This window comes from Gemmatimonadota bacterium, from assembly GCA_040882465.1.
Taxonomy (GTDB): domain Bacteria; phylum Gemmatimonadota; class Gemmatimonadetes; order Longimicrobiales; family Gaopeijiaceae; genus JBBEBG01.
Map to the genome: position 1 here is coordinate 1 of JBBEBG010000026.1, position 14,133 is coordinate 14,133.

General features: G+C 64.1%; 17 protein-coding genes and 1 tRNA gene. 10 read left to right on the forward strand and 8 right to left on the reverse strand.

What is annotated here, in order from left to right; all coding sequences use genetic code 11:
* The first annotated feature begins 399 nt into the window (after positions 1-399).
* From WEG36_07860 to WEG36_07890, 7 genes are all read left to right on the forward strand, one after another.
* Complete coding sequence (locus tag WEG36_07860; protein MEX1257516.1) at positions 400-1,050, forward strand: class I SAM-dependent methyltransferase; 651 nt, start codon at positions 400-402, stop codon at positions 1,048-1,050.
* 168 nt (positions 1,051-1,218) lie between these two features.
* Complete coding sequence (locus tag WEG36_07865) at positions 1,219-1,776, forward strand: hypothetical protein (protein MEX1257517.1); 558 nt, start codon at positions 1,219-1,221, stop codon at positions 1,774-1,776.
* A 206-nt stretch (positions 1,777-1,982) separates the two neighbouring features.
* Positions 1,983-2,657: a hypothetical protein gene (locus WEG36_07870; protein ID MEX1257518.1), complete on the forward strand. Its 675-nt coding sequence runs from the start codon at positions 1,983-1,985 to the stop codon at positions 2,655-2,657.
* Between the two features lie 103 nt (positions 2,658-2,760).
* Positions 2,761-3,417 carry a dihydrofolate reductase family protein gene (locus WEG36_07875; protein MEX1257519.1) on the forward strand — a complete coding sequence of 219 codons (657 nt, stop codon included), beginning with the start codon at positions 2,761-2,763 and terminating at the stop codon, positions 3,415-3,417.
* Positions 3,418-4,042: 625 nt separating this feature from the next.
* Positions 4,043-4,297, forward strand: coding sequence for a DinB family protein (locus WEG36_07880; GenBank protein MEX1257520.1), 255 nt, complete (start codon positions 4,043-4,045; stop codon positions 4,295-4,297).
* 54 nt (positions 4,298-4,351) lie between these two features.
* The gene (locus WEG36_07885) at positions 4,352-4,831 is read left to right on the forward strand and encodes a DinB family protein (GenBank protein MEX1257521.1); all 480 of its coding nucleotides are present in this window, start codon (positions 4,352-4,354) and stop codon (positions 4,829-4,831) included.
* A gap of 48 nt (positions 4,832-4,879) precedes the next feature.
* Positions 4,880-5,398, forward strand: a complete 519-nt coding sequence (locus tag WEG36_07890) for a DUF4126 domain-containing protein (protein ID MEX1257522.1) — start codon at positions 4,880-4,882, stop codon at positions 5,396-5,398.
* 71 nt (positions 5,399-5,469) lie between these two features.
* Here WEG36_07890 and WEG36_07895 read toward each other — a convergent pair.
* The 8 genes from WEG36_07895 to WEG36_07930 all read right to left on the reverse strand — a co-directional run bounded on the left by WEG36_07895 (position 5,470) and on the right by WEG36_07930 (position 10,258).
* Positions 5,470-5,542 (reverse strand) — tRNA-Lys (locus tag WEG36_07895).
* 67 nt (positions 5,543-5,609) lie between these two features.
* A complete protein-coding gene (locus WEG36_07900; protein MEX1257523.1) occupies positions 5,610-6,794 on the reverse strand; it encodes an acyl-CoA dehydrogenase family protein in 1,185 nt (394 codons plus the stop codon).
* Between the two features lie 6 nt (positions 6,795-6,800).
* Positions 6,801-7,163 (reverse strand): hypothetical protein, encoded by a 363-nt coding sequence (locus tag WEG36_07905; GenBank protein MEX1257524.1) that lies wholly within the window; start codon positions 7,161-7,163, stop codon positions 6,801-6,803.
* 10 nt (positions 7,164-7,173) lie between these two features.
* The gene (locus WEG36_07910) at positions 7,174-8,190 is read right to left on the reverse strand and encodes an isocitrate/isopropylmalate family dehydrogenase (GenBank protein ID MEX1257525.1); all 1,017 of its coding nucleotides are present in this window, start codon (positions 8,188-8,190) and stop codon (positions 7,174-7,176) included.
* A gap of 72 nt (positions 8,191-8,262) precedes the next feature.
* On the reverse strand, positions 8,263-8,787 hold the full coding sequence (locus WEG36_07915) for a hypothetical protein (protein ID MEX1257526.1): 525 nt from the start codon (positions 8,785-8,787) through the stop codon (positions 8,263-8,265).
* A 2-nt stretch (positions 8,788-8,789) separates the two neighbouring features.
* Positions 8,790-9,374 (reverse strand): hypothetical protein, encoded by a 585-nt coding sequence (locus WEG36_07920; GenBank protein MEX1257527.1) that lies wholly within the window; start codon positions 9,372-9,374, stop codon positions 8,790-8,792.
* Complete coding sequence (gene msrB / locus WEG36_07925; GenBank protein MEX1257528.1) at positions 9,375-9,788, reverse strand: peptide-methionine (R)-S-oxide reductase MsrB; 414 nt, start codon at positions 9,786-9,788, stop codon at positions 9,375-9,377.
* Positions 9,785-10,258, reverse strand: a complete 474-nt coding sequence (locus WEG36_07930) for a peptidylprolyl isomerase (protein MEX1257529.1) — start codon at positions 10,256-10,258, stop codon at positions 9,785-9,787. The genes msrB and WEG36_07930 overlap by 4 nt, the downstream gene beginning before the upstream one ends.
* Positions 10,259-10,400: 142 nt before the next feature.
* Between WEG36_07930 and WEG36_07935 the strand changes: the two genes are divergently transcribed.
* The 3 genes from WEG36_07935 (at position 10,401) to WEG36_07945 (ending at position 14,061) form a co-directional block, all read left to right on the forward strand.
* Positions 10,401-11,093, forward strand: coding sequence for a response regulator transcription factor (locus WEG36_07935; GenBank protein ID MEX1257530.1), 693 nt, complete (start codon positions 10,401-10,403; stop codon positions 11,091-11,093).
* A 3-nt stretch (positions 11,094-11,096) separates the two neighbouring features.
* Positions 11,097-12,869: an ATP-binding protein gene (locus tag WEG36_07940; protein ID MEX1257531.1), complete on the forward strand. Its 1,773-nt coding sequence runs from the start codon at positions 11,097-11,099 to the stop codon at positions 12,867-12,869.
* A gap of 148 nt (positions 12,870-13,017) precedes the next feature.
* Entirely contained in the window at positions 13,018-14,061 is a 1,044-nt protein-coding gene (locus tag WEG36_07945) for a porin (protein MEX1257532.1), read from the forward strand.
* The last annotated feature ends 72 nt before the right edge of the window (positions 14,062-14,133 follow it).

Below are 14,133 nucleotides of genomic sequence, written 5' to 3' on the forward strand. Positions count from 1 at the left end.
GGGGGTGGGGTCATGCTCGTGAGAACCCTGGGGTCATCCTCGTGAGAAGTGACAGAGCTACGCGACCGCCATCGAACTCAGGCCCTGAATGACCTTCCGTCTAGCTACCTAACCAGCGCGTGAACCTGGCGATGTGAGCATCTGGGAAACACCTTAAGAGCTTCGTACGCAGGTTATGCGCAAAGACGTTACGCCGAAGCGAAGTCGGGAGGGCGTCATGAGTGATGCGCTGGAGGCAGCGAAGCTGAAAGCGGAGAAGACCTACAACGCTGCCGTAGACAAGTTCGACGCTGAGCCGTTGGCTTTCTGGGACCGATATGGCCGTCGGACAGTCGAACGCCTGAAGCTACGAAGCGGTGTCACTTCCTGGACGTGTGTTGCGGAACGGGCGCATCTGCAATGCCCGCTGCGCAAGGCGTGGGTTCAGACGGGTCAGTCATTGCGGTGGATCTCGCCGAGGAGTTACTGAAGCTCGGCCGCGCAAAGGCGCAAGCGGCTGGGCTGGGAAGCTTAGAGTTTCGACGCGCGGATATGACGGCTCTGGGCTTTCCGGATCGGCACTTCGACGCGGTTATCTGCGTATTCGGTATCTTCTTCGTACCAGACATGGAGGCGGAGGTCGCAGAGCTGTGGCGGATGGTGCGGCCGGGCGGGCAACTGGCGATTACGACATGGGGACCGAATATTTTTGCGCCCGCGTACGAGGTCTGGCTATCCACCGTACGTCGGGTGCGTCCCGATCTCTACTCGGCATTCAACCCGTGGGACCGGATTACGACGCCGGACTCAGTCCGCAAGCTGTTCGTCGACGCGGGCGTTCGCCACGCCGAGGTCGTCGCCGAGGAGGGCTATCAGGTTCTACGCACGCCCGAGGACTTCTGGACCATCGCACTGGGCAGCGGCCTGCGATGGACGATCGATCAGATGGGCACCGACGCAGCGCGCGGCGTTAAGCAAGAGACTCTCAACACGCTGTCCGCGAGGGGCGTCGAACGCGTGGAAACGAATGTCATCTACGCAGTCGCACGGAAAGGATCGGGCTCGGTCTAACACTGGCTTGCACCGGACGGCCTTCGGCCGCCGGTGAAGCCAAACGCTAGCCGGCACATGAAAAGGGGGTCGGTGGAGCCGGCAATTCCCTCCGAGCTGTCTCAGGTCGTGCGAGCCGTGGACTGTCTCATACATCTGCGCCCTCATCTCCAAATGGACCTTGTCGCAGTGACGGGTGGCCTAGCGATCCACCTCCATCTGGAAAGGGAAGGCATTCTATCTCCTCGTCCAGTGCTGGACCTCGATCTCGTGGCGGTACGCCCCGACGCCGTTGCCCCGTCCGTGGTGTCGGACTTCTTGGTGAGTCATTACCATCTCCCTACTCAGAAAAAGCCCAAGTTCCTGATCCAGTTGGTAGACCCCACCTCACGTTGCCGAGTTGACGTGTTCCCGGATATGCACGGCAGCCTCACGCGCGCCGTCCCGGAGTCCTTCGGCGGCATCACGATCTGCGTTGTCCAAGCCGCCGACATCCTTGACCACAAGCTCCAGACCCTAAGGACCGCCAGTCGGGAGCGGCCGGTCGATCCCAAACACCATGAGCACGCGGTTGCGTTGGGCCGACTGCTCGGGCGGGACGTGCCGAGCGTTCCCGGCCAGGATCTCTCAATCGACCAGTACAGCTCAGAGTTGGAACAACGTTGTCGCCGCTGCGACGAGAGCCGCTCGACCGCGTTTCCACTGGCATCGAAGCAGGAGATCTTCGAGGTGTTGGGGTACGTGTAGGGTGACCGGTAACCAGTGCTTTCTAACCAGGATTTACTCCTGCAGGCGATACGCGAAGCTCAGGGGCCATGTGTCTTGCAACACATGCCCCCGGGCAGGCATGATTCTCCCGCAGTAGAAACCCAAAGTCGTTATGCCGGGCGCCGTGAGGGGACAGCTCCCAGGGCTAAGGCATTTGGCATCAATGCGGTTTCGAGAGGTGGTCCATGCCGAGAGCGGTCGGGGAGATCGGGTTCTGGTCCGGTGTTGCCGCGGGTGCGTTTGCCCTCGCTTACGACATTGTGCAGATCCTGCAGGTGATGGGTGTCCTCCGATTTCCGCTCGACGACGTTCTGATTTACGGCACATCCCTCTGCATTGTGGTCCCGTTCATTCTCGAGATGCTGGCTTTCCACCACCTAAGCCCGAGGGATCGGCAATTCTGGACGCATGCGGCCCTGATCTTCGCCATCGTCTACGCAGTCTTTGTCACGGCTAACTACGTAGTTCAACTCGCGACGGTAATCCCGGCGAGGTTGGCCGGGACGTCAGAGGCGATCCGAGTCCTGGAGCAAGCACCGCATTCGCTCTTCTGGGATTACGATGCGATCGGTTACATCGCGATGGGGTTGGCGACGCTGCTGGCCCTTCCTGCCTTGGGCAACACCGGGTTTGAGCGGTGGGTGCGGAGATCCTTCATCGCTCACGCTCTCGTCACGATTCCGATCAGCGTCGTGTACTTCTACCCCACGTACTCGCAGAACTTGCTATTCCTGGGTTTTCCATGGGCGCTTACGGCACCGCTCTTCATGCTGTTGCTCGCGATCCTGTTGAGGAAGAAGGGGAATGATGGTGGCGTGGAGGCGCCAAGTAGCGCGGGGGCCTGCCTAACGGGCGCGTGAAGCTGGCGCGGTCGCCATTCCGGTGGGAATCTTCAACCCATCTTCGCGCAGCTTACGCGCCGAAACGCTATGTGCATGTAGAACCGCAGGGGGGACGAAGACCATGAGAAAGCTGGTTGTGGGAACCTTCCTGACTCTGGACGGCGTCATGCAGGCGCCCGGCGGCCCTAACGAGGACCGCGAAGGCGGCTTCCGGCACGGCGGCTGGTTAGTTCCCTATTTTGACGAGAAGTTTGGCGAAATCATGACTGAGTGGACCAAGCGAGCCGGTGCTTTCCTTCTCGGCCGCAAGACCTATGAGATCTTCGCGGGTTCTTGGCCCAAGTCCACCGACCCGGCGGACGAGATCGCTGGGGCCCTCAACACGCGACCGAAGTTCGTTGCTTCGCGCACGCTCGATAAAGTTACCTGGAACAATTCCCACCTGCTCAAAGGCGACGTAGCCGAGGAGGTAGCAAAGCTCAAGGCACAGGAAGGTGGCGAGATTCAGGTCCACGGCAGCAGCGACCTCCTTCAAACCCTGCTCAAGCACAATCTGATCGACACGCTTCGTATTTGGCACTTCCCTGTTGTTGTCGGCACCGGCAAGCGCCTCTTCGGCGACGGCACAATCCCAGGCAGCTTCCGGCTTTTCGACACACAGCAGACCGCTGCCGGTGCTGTCCTGCACGTGTACGAGCGTACTGGCGGCCTCAAGTACGGCGAAGTAGAAGTCGGCCAGGAGACCGTGATCTTCGATTCGGATACGGCACATAAGTAACGCATCACCAGCGCCCAACTGTCGGTTGCAGCGGACGGGCCGCTGAACCGAGGCGTTAGACGGCGGGGAGAAGGGCCGGGATCGACCGGGGCAGTTTCTTTCCTGGAGTCAAGCGATGCGACTCGATCCTATTCTCCGATCCCGCGCATACATAAAAGTTGAGCGACCTCCCGAGTTGTGGAAGGCCGGCACCGAGGACTCTCGGTTCCTGCCGCTGCTGGGCGAGGCCATCGCGGCCGCTCTCGCCAGCGGCGCTCCACTCCGCGAGCTCACTCGGCACGCGTCAGACAGCGTGGTGGAGTTCCCCGAGGACGGCGATGATTTGGTGGCCCCTCAGCCCGCAGAGTACGTCGCCATCACGGTTCGCGCGCCGACCGATCTCGGACCAGACGACAAGTGGCATCCCACGTCACCCTGCCGACGCGGCCTCCTCTTTACCCAGTTCGGAGAGTAACTCGCCGTTCAGCCGACCTACGCGCGGAGCCTCGTGCCCGCCTCTGGATTCACCACTAGCCCAACCGGGAACACGTCATGGACGAGAAAGAGCTCTTCACCAAGTTCTGGACTGACGAAGCGAAGGCCACGCGAAACGTGCTCGCGCGAATTCCTGAGGGATCCGCCACAGATGCCCGCGACCATGCGCGAGATTCTTCAGGCGTATGAAGAACAGGGAGCCACCCTGGCAAGCCGGTGGCACGCGCTGCCGTCCGAGCGCTGGAACGGCATGCTCGAATTCTTCGGAAGCCAACGACCCGCGGCACCCATGGCATGGAGCTTCCTCTTCGATATCGTTCACCACCGTGGTCAGATCACGACGTACCCGCGCCCAATGGGATCCACGGTGCCGCAGATCTACGGGCCCAGCGCTGACGAGCCCTAACCACGAGTCACGCTTCGATGGCGTCTCGCTCTCTTCCCGAATGGACCCGCAGTCATGCTTTCGGATGACCTGAACCGCAGCCTCCCGTCACTCCTCAGTGAGCTTGTGAACGGCGCTCCAGAAGCGGGTTCCTTTGTGCTCAATCGAGGTGATCGGGGATTGTTGGCGTCCCTGGATGGATTGTCTGCTGCCGCGGCGTCCGCGTCACGCGGTGGCGGTGCCACCATCGCGGCGCACGTTGATCACCTCCGCTATGGACTGTCCCTGATGAATCGATGGGCAGCGGGCGAAAACCCGTTCCCCGATGCGGACTGGTCCTTATCCTGGAAAACAGTGTCGGTGTCTGAAGAAGAATGGCTCGACCTGCGTGCGGGATTGCGCGACGAGGCGGAAAGATGGCATTTGGCGCTCCAATCCCAGCGCCAGGTCCGTGGCGTCGAGTTGGACGGTGTGGTGGGAAGCATCGCTCACCTGGCTTACCACCTGGGAGCGATCCGCCAGATCGATGCCACGCTACGAGGCCCCAAGGAATGACGACACTCCTTGGCCCGTTGGGATGCATCGTGCCGACGGAATGAAGCGATGGATGTTCTAAACAGCGTGGCGCTTGGAATCTGCCTCAGTGCTGCCTGTGGGTTTCGCGTTTTTGCGCCGCTTCTGGTTCTGAGCGCCGCGGGGCTCTCGGGCCACTTCACACCGGCTGAGAACCTTGCGTGGATCTCATCGTGGCCCGCACTCACCCTCTTCGGGACGGCCACCTTCGTCGAGATTTTCGCGTACTACATTCCTTGGGCAGACAACGCCCTGGACGCGATCGCAACACCCGCGGCCTTGATCGCCGGTGCTCTCGCTGCCGCCTCCGTCTTCGGCGATCTCCCACCCGCTTTACAGTGGTTCTTGGCTGCCGTGGCGGGCGGCGGTTCAGCTGGCCTGGTGCAAGCCGGCACGGTCATCCTGAGAGGCACATCATCGGTCGCGACCGGAGGCACCGGCAATTTCGCGGTGGCATCTCTCGAGAACACCCTCTCGCTCGTAACGGCCGTCCTCGCCCTGATTATGCCCTTGATCATGGTGGTGGTGCTTGCAGCGAGCGGCCTCTAGGCCTGGCGGTATGTGCTGAGGCAACGGATGAAGCCCAGGCCCGTGGAGGACTGAGGGGCCACCTGTGGGAGTGCGCCGCCTAGGAATCGAACCTAGAACCTACGGATTAAGAGTCCGTTGCTCTGCCAGTTGAGCTAGCGGCGCGGACTTCCGAGGCCTTGGCCCCGGAGCGGTTGAAGCTACCGACCCGACTCCACGCGTCAACCCCCGATCAGAAGGCCGAGAGCCCGGTTACCGTCTGGCCGAGAATCAGGCCATGCACGTCATGCGTTCCCTCATAGGTATACACGGACTCGAGGTTCGCCATGTGACGCATCGCCGCGTATTCGACGAGGATCCCGTTCGCTCCGAGGAGCCGGCGGGCCTCACGCGCGACGTTGCACGCCATGTCCACATTGGCCCGCTTGGCGAGCGACACCTGCTGCGGCGTCATCGTCTTTCTGTCCTTGAGGCGGCCCAGTTGAAGGGTGAGGAGCTGGCCCTGCGTGATCCCCGTGAGCATGTCTGCCAGCCGCACCTGTTGGATCTGCTTTCCACCGATCGGTCCGTCGAAGGCGACGCGTTCCACCGAATACCGCCGCGCCTCCTCGTAACACGCCATCGCCGCCCCCACCGCGCCCCAGGCGATCCCGTAACGAGCCTGCGTCAGGCACATGAGGGGACTCTTGAGCCCGGACGTTCCGGGAAGGAGCGCCGAGGCGGGAACCTCGACGTCTTCCAAGTGAAGCTCGCTCGTGTCCGAAGCGAGAAGGGAGAGCTTCCCCTTTTGATCGCGCGCGGTGAATCCCGGCGTGTTCGTTGGAACGAGAAATCCGCGGATCCCCGACGCATCCCCGGCATCCCCGGTCTGCGCCCAAACGAGGGCCACGTCGGCCATCGAGCCGTTCGTGATCCACATCTTCGTCCCGTTCAGCAGCCATCCCCCCATCGTCTGCTTCGCGGTCGTGATCATCCCGGCAGGATTGGAGCCGTAGTCGGGCTCGGTGAGCCCGAAGCAGCCGATCTTTTCGCCGGAGGCGAGCCTGGGTAGCCACTCGGTGCGATGCGCGTCGCTCCCGAAGGCGAAGATCGGGTACATGACGAGGGCGCCCTGCACCGAAGCGAAAGAGCGGATCCCCGAATCGCCTCGCTCGAGCTCCTGCATGATAAGCCCGTACGCGACGTTGTTCAGTCCCGCGCAGCCGTGATCTTCTGGAAGATTCGCGCCGAGGATTCCGAGCTCGCCCATCTCGGGAATGAGCTCCTTCGGAAAGTACCTCCCAGCATAGGCTTCACGAATGACGGGGAGAACGCGCGATTCCACCCAGTCGCGGATCGTGTCCCGCACCATCCGCTCTTCTTCGGAGAGGAGGGAATCCACGTCATAGAAGTCCACGCCCTCGTAAGCCGACGCCATGAATGATCACTCCTTGGGGGTGGGGGGCACGGCCTCCGCGGCCGGGTGGTTGCGGGCGCGGTCGAGTCCATAGAGCAACTCGCGCGTGACTCGCGCTCCGAGGTAGAAGGCGATGAGGAGAGTCGCCGCCCATGCGGCGGGGATCAGGGAAAGATCCGGCTGAATCACGAACCAGATGTACAGCGCGAGAAGCAGAGTGAACACCCCACCGGCAATCCATCCCCGCGTCGCCGCACGCCGCCGAGCCTTCGTGACGCACTCGTCGCACCAGAGGAGCCGGTCGAGGTTCCGCGCGGGCCTCGGCTGGAGACACCGGACGCAGGTGAAGTCCTCGAGGGAGTCGCGACTGCGATCGGACGGGCGGTTCATGGGCGACCGCTCATGAGAGATTCCGGGTCACCGCCGCCGTGAAGGGAGCCGTCCCGAGTGGGCCCCCTACGTCCCCCGTGCGGAGGGCGGGGTCGGCGAGAGTCTGCCGAAGCGCACCCCGGATACGCTTTGCGGGCTCCGGCTGCCCCACGTGGTCGAGCATCATGGCGCCTGCAAGCATGAGGGCCGTCGGATTCGCGATCCCCCGCCCCGCGATGTCGGGCGCCGAACCGTGCACCGCTTCGAACATCGCCGCGTCTTCTCCGATGTTTCCCGCAGGAGCCATCCCGAGCCCCCCGACAAGCCCGGCCATGAGATCGCTCAGAATGTCCCCGAACATGTTCTCCATCACGAGGACGTCGAAGCCGTAAGGATTCTTGACGAGGTGCATGGCCGTCGCGTCGATGATCCGATCCTCGAACGCCACCCGTCCCTCATACTCTGCGGCGATCTGGCGTCCGACGTCCAGAAAAAGTCCCTGCGTGTATTTCAGAATGTTCGCCTTGTGCGCGAGCGTGACCTTCCTGCGGCCGTTTTTTACGGCGTATTCGAAAGCATATCGGACAATTCGCTCCGACCCGAAGCGTGTGATGATCATCACCGACTCGGCCGCGGCGCGCGCGTCCCCGCCGAGGCCGATGTAGTGCTCCACCCCCACGTAAAGCCCCTCGGTATTTTCACGAATGAGGACGAGATCAATGTCTTCGTACCTCTGGCCCGGGACGAGGGTGAGCGCCGGACGGACATTCGCGTAGAGGTCGAATTCCTTTCGGATCGCGACGTTGATCGAGCGAAACCCGGAGCCGAGCGGCGTGGTGAGAGGACCCTTCAGGGCCACCCCGTTCCTCCGGATCGAGTCGAGTGTGGCCGCAGGGAGAGGATCCTGGACCGCCTCGAGGGCGGCGATCCCGGCCAGCTGGACTTCGAAGTCGAGATCCGCTCCCGCCTCCCGCAGAAGCTGGAGCGTGGCGTTCATCACTTCGGGCCCGATCCCATCCCCCGGGATCACGGTGATCGTTTTTGGCATCGGGCCCCGGTGCGTCTCCGCGGAGCAGGGGTGAAATTCACCCGGAAGGGCTCCGCAACGCGAATGGTGAGGCTACGGAGCTCCGGGAACGTACTCCGGATTATACTGAAAATCCGTATGGTCCTCACCCCAGCTCACCAGATCCCGCATGTACCCGGGGCTCTGCGTTCCCTGGGTCCTCGCGCGCCCCGCCACGTTAAGGGCGCGGTCCCACCCAACGGAGTTGAGGGTGGAGCGCTCCAGGAGCGCCTGTCCCACCATCGCCCCATTGTGATAGTTCACGATGACGCGCACGCCGCCGAGCCCAGCGTGCGTCTCGAAGGCATCCCGTGTCGCCGGAGAGAAGAGAAAGACATGGGGAGCCGCGCGCGCCCAGAGCTCGCCGCCCATGCGGAACTGTTCACGGTCGATCGTCACGCTGATCTGGGCCACGTTCCCCCTCATCTCGACTTCGAGATCACCTTCGAAGGTATAATGCGAAGCGACCTCCTCCGCCGAGGGCGGGTCGGGAGACGCGTCCTCCGGTAAGCACCCCAGGGCGGGAAAGAGCACCGCCGCACCGGTCAGCGCGAATCCCCGCGCAAGAGTGGATGGCATGGTCATCCCGATACCCGCCGGGCCAGCACCTCGGCCGCCGAAGCCGAGGTGGCGAGCGCTCCCGGGCTCCCCGGAGCCCCTTCCACCACTCCGTACCAGACGACGCTCCCGGTTCGAACGTCGAGGAGCGCGGCGGACAGCTCGATCGCTTCGGCGGCCCCCTCCATGCGCGCCTTCGCCTCGACTGGCAATAGGGCCCAGGAGGCCCCCACAAGCGCCCCGAGTCTGTAGAGGTCCCCGAAAAGCGGATCGCCCACGCGGAGAAGCTCCCCCGCGAGGAAGGGCCGGACCGGGAGCTGGTCTATCAGGATTCCCGTACCGGGGCTCCGCGCGAGGACCTGCCGGATCGCCTCGGGCGCCACCCAATCCGTGCCCCCGGGACGCTGGCGGAGGGCGTACTCGAGCTCCCGATCGAAATCGGAGTGCCCCCCGGTCCTCAGCTGAAGCGGGAGGAGGAGAACCCGGGCGCCCCGCAGCTCCGGCATCCCTCCCCGCTCGTATCCGGGGGATGGCGGCGCCGACGACCGTCCCGCGCACGCGGAAAGGAGGAGGAGCAAGAGGGCGGCCACCGCGAGGTCCCGGCGCATCTACTTCGATTCCGGATCGTGCCGAAGGGCCGCCGAGTTGATGCAGTAACGAAGTCCCGTCGGTGCCGGCCCATCCGCGAAGACATGCCCGAGGTGTGCGTCGCAGGCCGCGCAGAGGACCTCCGTGCGGCGCGCGAACAGCGAGTGGTCTTCCTCTTCCTTGATTCCTTGGGGATCCACGGCGCTGTGGAAGGAGGGCCACCCCGTCCCGGAGTCGTATTTGGTCTCGGAGGAAAAGAGGGGAGCATCGCAGCAAACGCACCGGAACATCCCCGGTTCCTTGTTGTCCCAATATTCCCCCGTGAAGGCGCGCTCCGTCCCCTTTTTGCGCGTCACTTCGTACTGCTCGGAGGTGAGCTTCTCCCGCCACTCCGCGTCGCTCTTTTCGACTTTCGCCGGGCCCTTCGCACTCATGAGGGTGCCTCCACCGAGACTTTCTCTATGACGATCTGGGTGACCGGGCGGTCTCCCCGGTCCGTCTTTGTGGCTCCGATCTCCCGGATGACCTCCATTCCCCCTACGACGCTCCCGAAGACGGCGTGTTTTCCGTCGAGCCACCCGGTGGCCGCGAGGGTGATGAAAAACTGCGATCCGCCCGTGTTCGGCCCCGCGTTGGCCATCGAAAGGACGCCCGCTCCGCCGTGACGGAGCTCAGGGTGAATTTCGTCCTTGATTTTGTACCCCGGCCCCCCCCTTCCCGTCCCTTCCGGGCATCCGCCCTGAATCATGAACCCTTCGATGACCCGGTGGAAGATGGTTCCGTCGTAAAACCCCTTCTCCACAAGAGAGAGGAAGTTCGTAGTCGTCCCCGGCGCCTGAGCTTCGAAGAGCTCCACGCGAAAGTCGCCCTGGGTCGTCTGGAAATGGACCACGCGGTTCGCCATGGGTATCCGATGTCGTGAGGAGAAGAGGCGGCCCGACGGCCGGGGTCGGAGTTTTACCGCGAGCGGCCCTCTCGGTTCCAGAACGAGGACGTTACGAGCCGATCCTCGCACCGCACTTCGAAGAAGGGATATATTCGGCGCCATGAGCGACCACATCCTCGTCGTGGACGATGAGCCGGACATCTCCGCCCTCGTGGCGTATCACCTGGCGCGGGAGTCTTACCGGGTTCGTACGGTGTCGGACGGACAGGAGGCACTGGAGGCGGTGGAGCGGGAACGCCCCGACCTCATCGTGCTGGATCTCATGCTCCCGGGAATGCCGGGGCTCGATGTCCTGCGCGAGCTGCGTCGCCGCCCCGAGCTTGAAAACATTCCGGTCATTCTCCTCACTGCCCGGCGAGAGGAAGACGATCGAGTCGAGGGGCTCCGGCTGGGAGCGGATGACTACCTCTCGAAGCCCTTTTCTCCCCAGGAGCTCGTTCTCCGGGTCGGTGCGGTGCTCCGGCGGGTCCGCCAGCATCCGCCCGGGAGCCCCGGCGGCCAGCTCCTCCGGGGCGGTCCGGTCACCATAGATACCGGGGCGGCGCAGGTCGAAGTGAATGGCAAGCCTCTCGTTCTCACGCCGACCGAATACAGGCTCCTGCTCGTCCTCGTGGAGCGTCGCGGAAGAGTTCAGTCGCGGAGGCAGCTCCTCGAAGCCGTGTGGGAGACGACGGCGCGGATCACCACGCGAACCGTGGACATGCATGTGCAGCGCCTTCGGGCCAAGCTCGGCGAGGCGTCCGACTGGCTGGAGACGGTCCGGGGCTTCGGGTATCGCTTCAGGTCGGAATAGCCCATGCGGCTTCGGGCCCACCACAAGCTCTTCCTCAGTTACGCGCTACTGGTCGCGGGAGTCGTTGTCGCCCTGATCCTCGGCGTGGACGCGGCCCTTCGCGAGCCCCTCCTCGAACAGGCGGGCGACGAGCTCGAACGCGAGCTGGCCCTCGGCCGCGAGCTGTACGCACAAAATGCCGGAGCCGAACCGGACTCCCTGGCCCGGTACCTCGGACGGGTCACCGGTCACCGCGTCTCGATCATCGCACCGAACGGTGCCCTCGTCGCCGACTCCCGGCTGGATGCCGGTGAGTTGGCCGAAGCCGAGAGCCATCTGGACCGCCCGGAGGTCATCGCCGCCTTCGCCGAAGCCACGGGGCGGGCCGTTCGTCTTAGCACAACGACGGACGCCGAGATCCTCTACGCCGCGACCCTCACCTCCGACGGCATTGTCCTGCGATTCGGGGTCGGGATCGACGAGATCGAGACCGCCGTGGCGCGGGCCCGCCGTCAGATCATCCAGGCCGGGATCCTCGCCCTCCTCGTCGCCGCAGCCTTTTCCTTTGCGTTCAGCATCTGGTTTACGCGCCCCCTTCGCCGGCTTCGCGACATCGCCGCGTCCATGGGGGGCGAGGCCATCGGTGCGCGACTCCGTGGGTCGCGCGAAGACGAGTTGGGAGAGCTTGGTTCGGCGCTCCAGGGCCTCGCGGAAGAGCTCCAGCAGAGGCTCGCCCAGCTCGAGGGCGAACGGGAGGAGATGAACGCCCTCATCGATTCGATGGCGGAGGGTGTGCTGGCCATCGGCCCGGACGGAGCCCTCCGGCGCGCCAATCCAGCCGCCCGGGTGATGTTCGACCTCGGACGCGAGGTCGGCGGGATCCCGCCCGAGGCGATCGCTCGCCGCAAACCTTTTCTCGAGCTCGTGAGCCGGGTCCTCGACGGCACCTCGGTTCCTCCCACCGAGCTCACCCACGACGAAAAATACCTTGTGGCCACGGCCCAGCCGCTCCCACGCGGAGGAGCGGTCCTCGTCTTCCTCGATACCTCGGAGCTCCGCCGTCTGGAGGGGGTCCGGCGCGACTTCGTGGCGAACGCCTCTCACGAGCTGAAAACACCCCTCACCGTGATCCGAGGGCACGCGGAGACCCTCCTCGACGAGGACCTCCCACCGGCGCTTCGAGCCCAGTTCGGGGACAGTCTCCGCGCGAACGTGGACCGGCTCCAATCCATTCTCGACGATCTTCTCGACCTGTCCAGGATCGAGTCGGGAGGTTGGAAATTGACGCCGGAATCCCTCGACCTGAGGGAGACCATCGAGGAAAGCTGGCGGTCCTTCGCCTCGGCTGCCTCAGAGCGCCGCGTCGCGTTCGGGATGACCCTCGGTGCGGGTGCGGAGGAAGTCGAGGCCGACCCCGAAGCCCTCCATCAAATTTTCACGAATCTCTTCAGCAACGCGCTGCGGTACACGCCGGCGGGGGGTCGGATCGATGTCGTGGCCACTCCCATGCACGAAGGCGGCGTGCAGATCGAGGTCCGGGACACGGGAAGCGGGATTCCCGCTCCGCACCTGAGCCGGATCTTCGAACGGTTCTATCGTGTGGATCCGGCCCGCTCGCGGTCCGAAGGGGGAACCGGCCTCGGCCTTTCGATCGTCCGGCACCTGATCGAGCGGCATGGGGGGCGCGTCGAAGCCGAGAGCGAAGTCGGGCGCGGCACGACGATCCGATTCTCCCTCCCACCCGAGCAGTCACCTATCGCATCCCCGCAGGATCCCGCCTCGACCCCCACTTTGTAACGGCACCGTTACAAAGGCGTTACGCTTCGGCGACCACCCGTCACTAAGGTGAAACATCGCCGGAGGACAGTCCCCCGAAGGACCGCGGATCCCGGCGGTCGGGGAAAGGCCGGGACCCCACCCAGAGTCTCTACATGGCGAGGTGACGATGACGCGTGCGTTGCGAGGGTCGGGAGTGGGTTTAGCCTGTGCCCTATCCGTTCTGGGGGCGGCCACCCCGGCGGAGGCGCTGCAGGAACCGGAAGATCCCCCTTTTACGATGTCGCCCGGCGCGCGTGTTCAGGTCCGTTACACGGGGACCGAACCCGAAGGGCCGGAAGACGGGACGAACACTTTCCGCGTTCAGCGGGCCCGGCTCTCCCTCTCGGGGGAAGCATACGAGCGATTCAGCTACGGAATCCAGGCCGATCTCTCCGGTTCGGGCGGGACCCTCCTCGACGCGTACATCCGCTTGGCTGCGACCGACGCACTCACCGTCTGGTTCGGCCAGGGAAAGGCCTATTTCGGGCGCCAGTGGTTGAATTCCTCTGCCAATCTCCAGTTCGTGGACCGCACGATCGTACACAGTCGCTTTAATGCGGACCGCCAGCAGGGCGTCGCTCTCCTCGGGCGGGCCGCCGAGAACCGAGTCGAGGTGAACCTGGGTCTTTACAACGGTGAAGGAATCGGACGGTCCGTAAACTCGGACAACCGCTTCATGACCGTGGGACGAATCGTGTTCACGCCGTGGGGTTCTTACTCACCCGTGGAGAGCGCGCACGACTACCCCGAGGACCCACGCCTCGCCATTGGCGTCGCCGGGCTGCGAAACACCACCGGCGGGGAGGAGGAAGAAGAGGTCCAGATCACCCGGTTCAATACGGAGATCGCCTTCAAGCTGCGAGGTTTCAGCGCCACGGCCGAAGTCTTCGGGGAGTGGGTGGATCCCGTGGGAGGGGTGGAGGAGACCGCGAGCGGGTGGTACGTCCAGGGCGGGATCCTCTTCCCGGGCCTCCACCACGAGGTGGCGGCGCGCGTGGCGGGAGTCCAACCCGACGCCCCGAACGCCGACCGGACCGAGCTCGGGCTCGCTTACAGCTATTACATCCGCGCCCACAACGCCAAGATCCAGGCCGACATCCGGAACATCCACGAAGACGGGACCGATTTGGACACTCGTGAGCTCCGCGTTCAGTTTCAGCTCGCCCTGTAAGCGGCCCCGTTGAACGGGAAATCCGATCGTTACGAGAGGAAGATGCGTTCGTTACCTGAACCTGATCGAACC

Excerpts from the sequence above, each read along its gene's own strand:
- WEG36_07860 (MEX1257516.1), top strand. The coding sequence starts at position 400 with ATGCCCGCTGCGCAAGGCGTGGGTTCAGACGGGTCAGTCATTGCGGTG.
- WEG36_07870 (MEX1257518.1), top strand. The coding sequence starts at position 1,983 with ATGCCGAGAGCGGTCGGGGAGATCGGGTTCTGGTCCGGTGTTGCCGCG.
- WEG36_07875 (MEX1257519.1), top strand. The coding sequence starts at position 2,761 with ATGAGAAAGCTGGTTGTGGGAACCTTCCTGACTCTGGACGGCGTCATG.
- WEG36_07880 (MEX1257520.1), top strand. The coding sequence starts at position 4,043 with ATGCCCGCGACCATGCGCGAGATTCTTCAGGCGTATGAAGAACAGGGA.
- WEG36_07885 (MEX1257521.1), top strand. The coding sequence starts at position 4,352 with ATGCTTTCGGATGACCTGAACCGCAGCCTCCCGTCACTCCTCAGTGAG.
- WEG36_07890 (MEX1257522.1), top strand. The coding sequence starts at position 4,880 with ATGGATGTTCTAAACAGCGTGGCGCTTGGAATCTGCCTCAGTGCTGCC.
- WEG36_07900 (MEX1257523.1), bottom strand. The coding sequence starts at position 6,794 with ATGGCGTCGGCTTACGAGGGCGTGGACTTCTATGACGTGGATTCCCTC.
- WEG36_07905 (MEX1257524.1), bottom strand. The coding sequence starts at position 7,163 with ATGAACCGCCCGTCCGATCGCAGTCGCGACTCCCTCGAGGACTTCACC.
- WEG36_07910 (MEX1257525.1), bottom strand. The coding sequence starts at position 8,190 with ATGCCAAAAACGATCACCGTGATCCCGGGGGATGGGATCGGGCCCGAA.
- WEG36_07915 (MEX1257526.1), bottom strand. The coding sequence starts at position 8,787 with ATGCCATCCACTCTTGCGCGGGGATTCGCGCTGACCGGTGCGGCGGTG.
- WEG36_07920 (MEX1257527.1), bottom strand. The coding sequence starts at position 9,374 with ATGCGCCGGGACCTCGCGGTGGCCGCCCTCTTGCTCCTCCTCCTTTCC.
- msrB (MEX1257528.1), bottom strand. The coding sequence starts at position 9,788 with ATGAGTGCGAAGGGCCCGGCGAAAGTCGAAAAGAGCGACGCGGAGTGG.
- WEG36_07930 (MEX1257529.1), bottom strand. The coding sequence starts at position 10,258 with ATGGCGAACCGCGTGGTCCATTTCCAGACGACCCAGGGCGACTTTCGC.
- WEG36_07935 (MEX1257530.1), top strand. The coding sequence starts at position 10,401 with ATGAGCGACCACATCCTCGTCGTGGACGATGAGCCGGACATCTCCGCC.
- WEG36_07940 (MEX1257531.1), top strand. The coding sequence starts at position 11,097 with ATGCGGCTTCGGGCCCACCACAAGCTCTTCCTCAGTTACGCGCTACTG.
- WEG36_07945 (MEX1257532.1), top strand. The coding sequence starts at position 13,018 with ATGACGCGTGCGTTGCGAGGGTCGGGAGTGGGTTTAGCCTGTGCCCTA.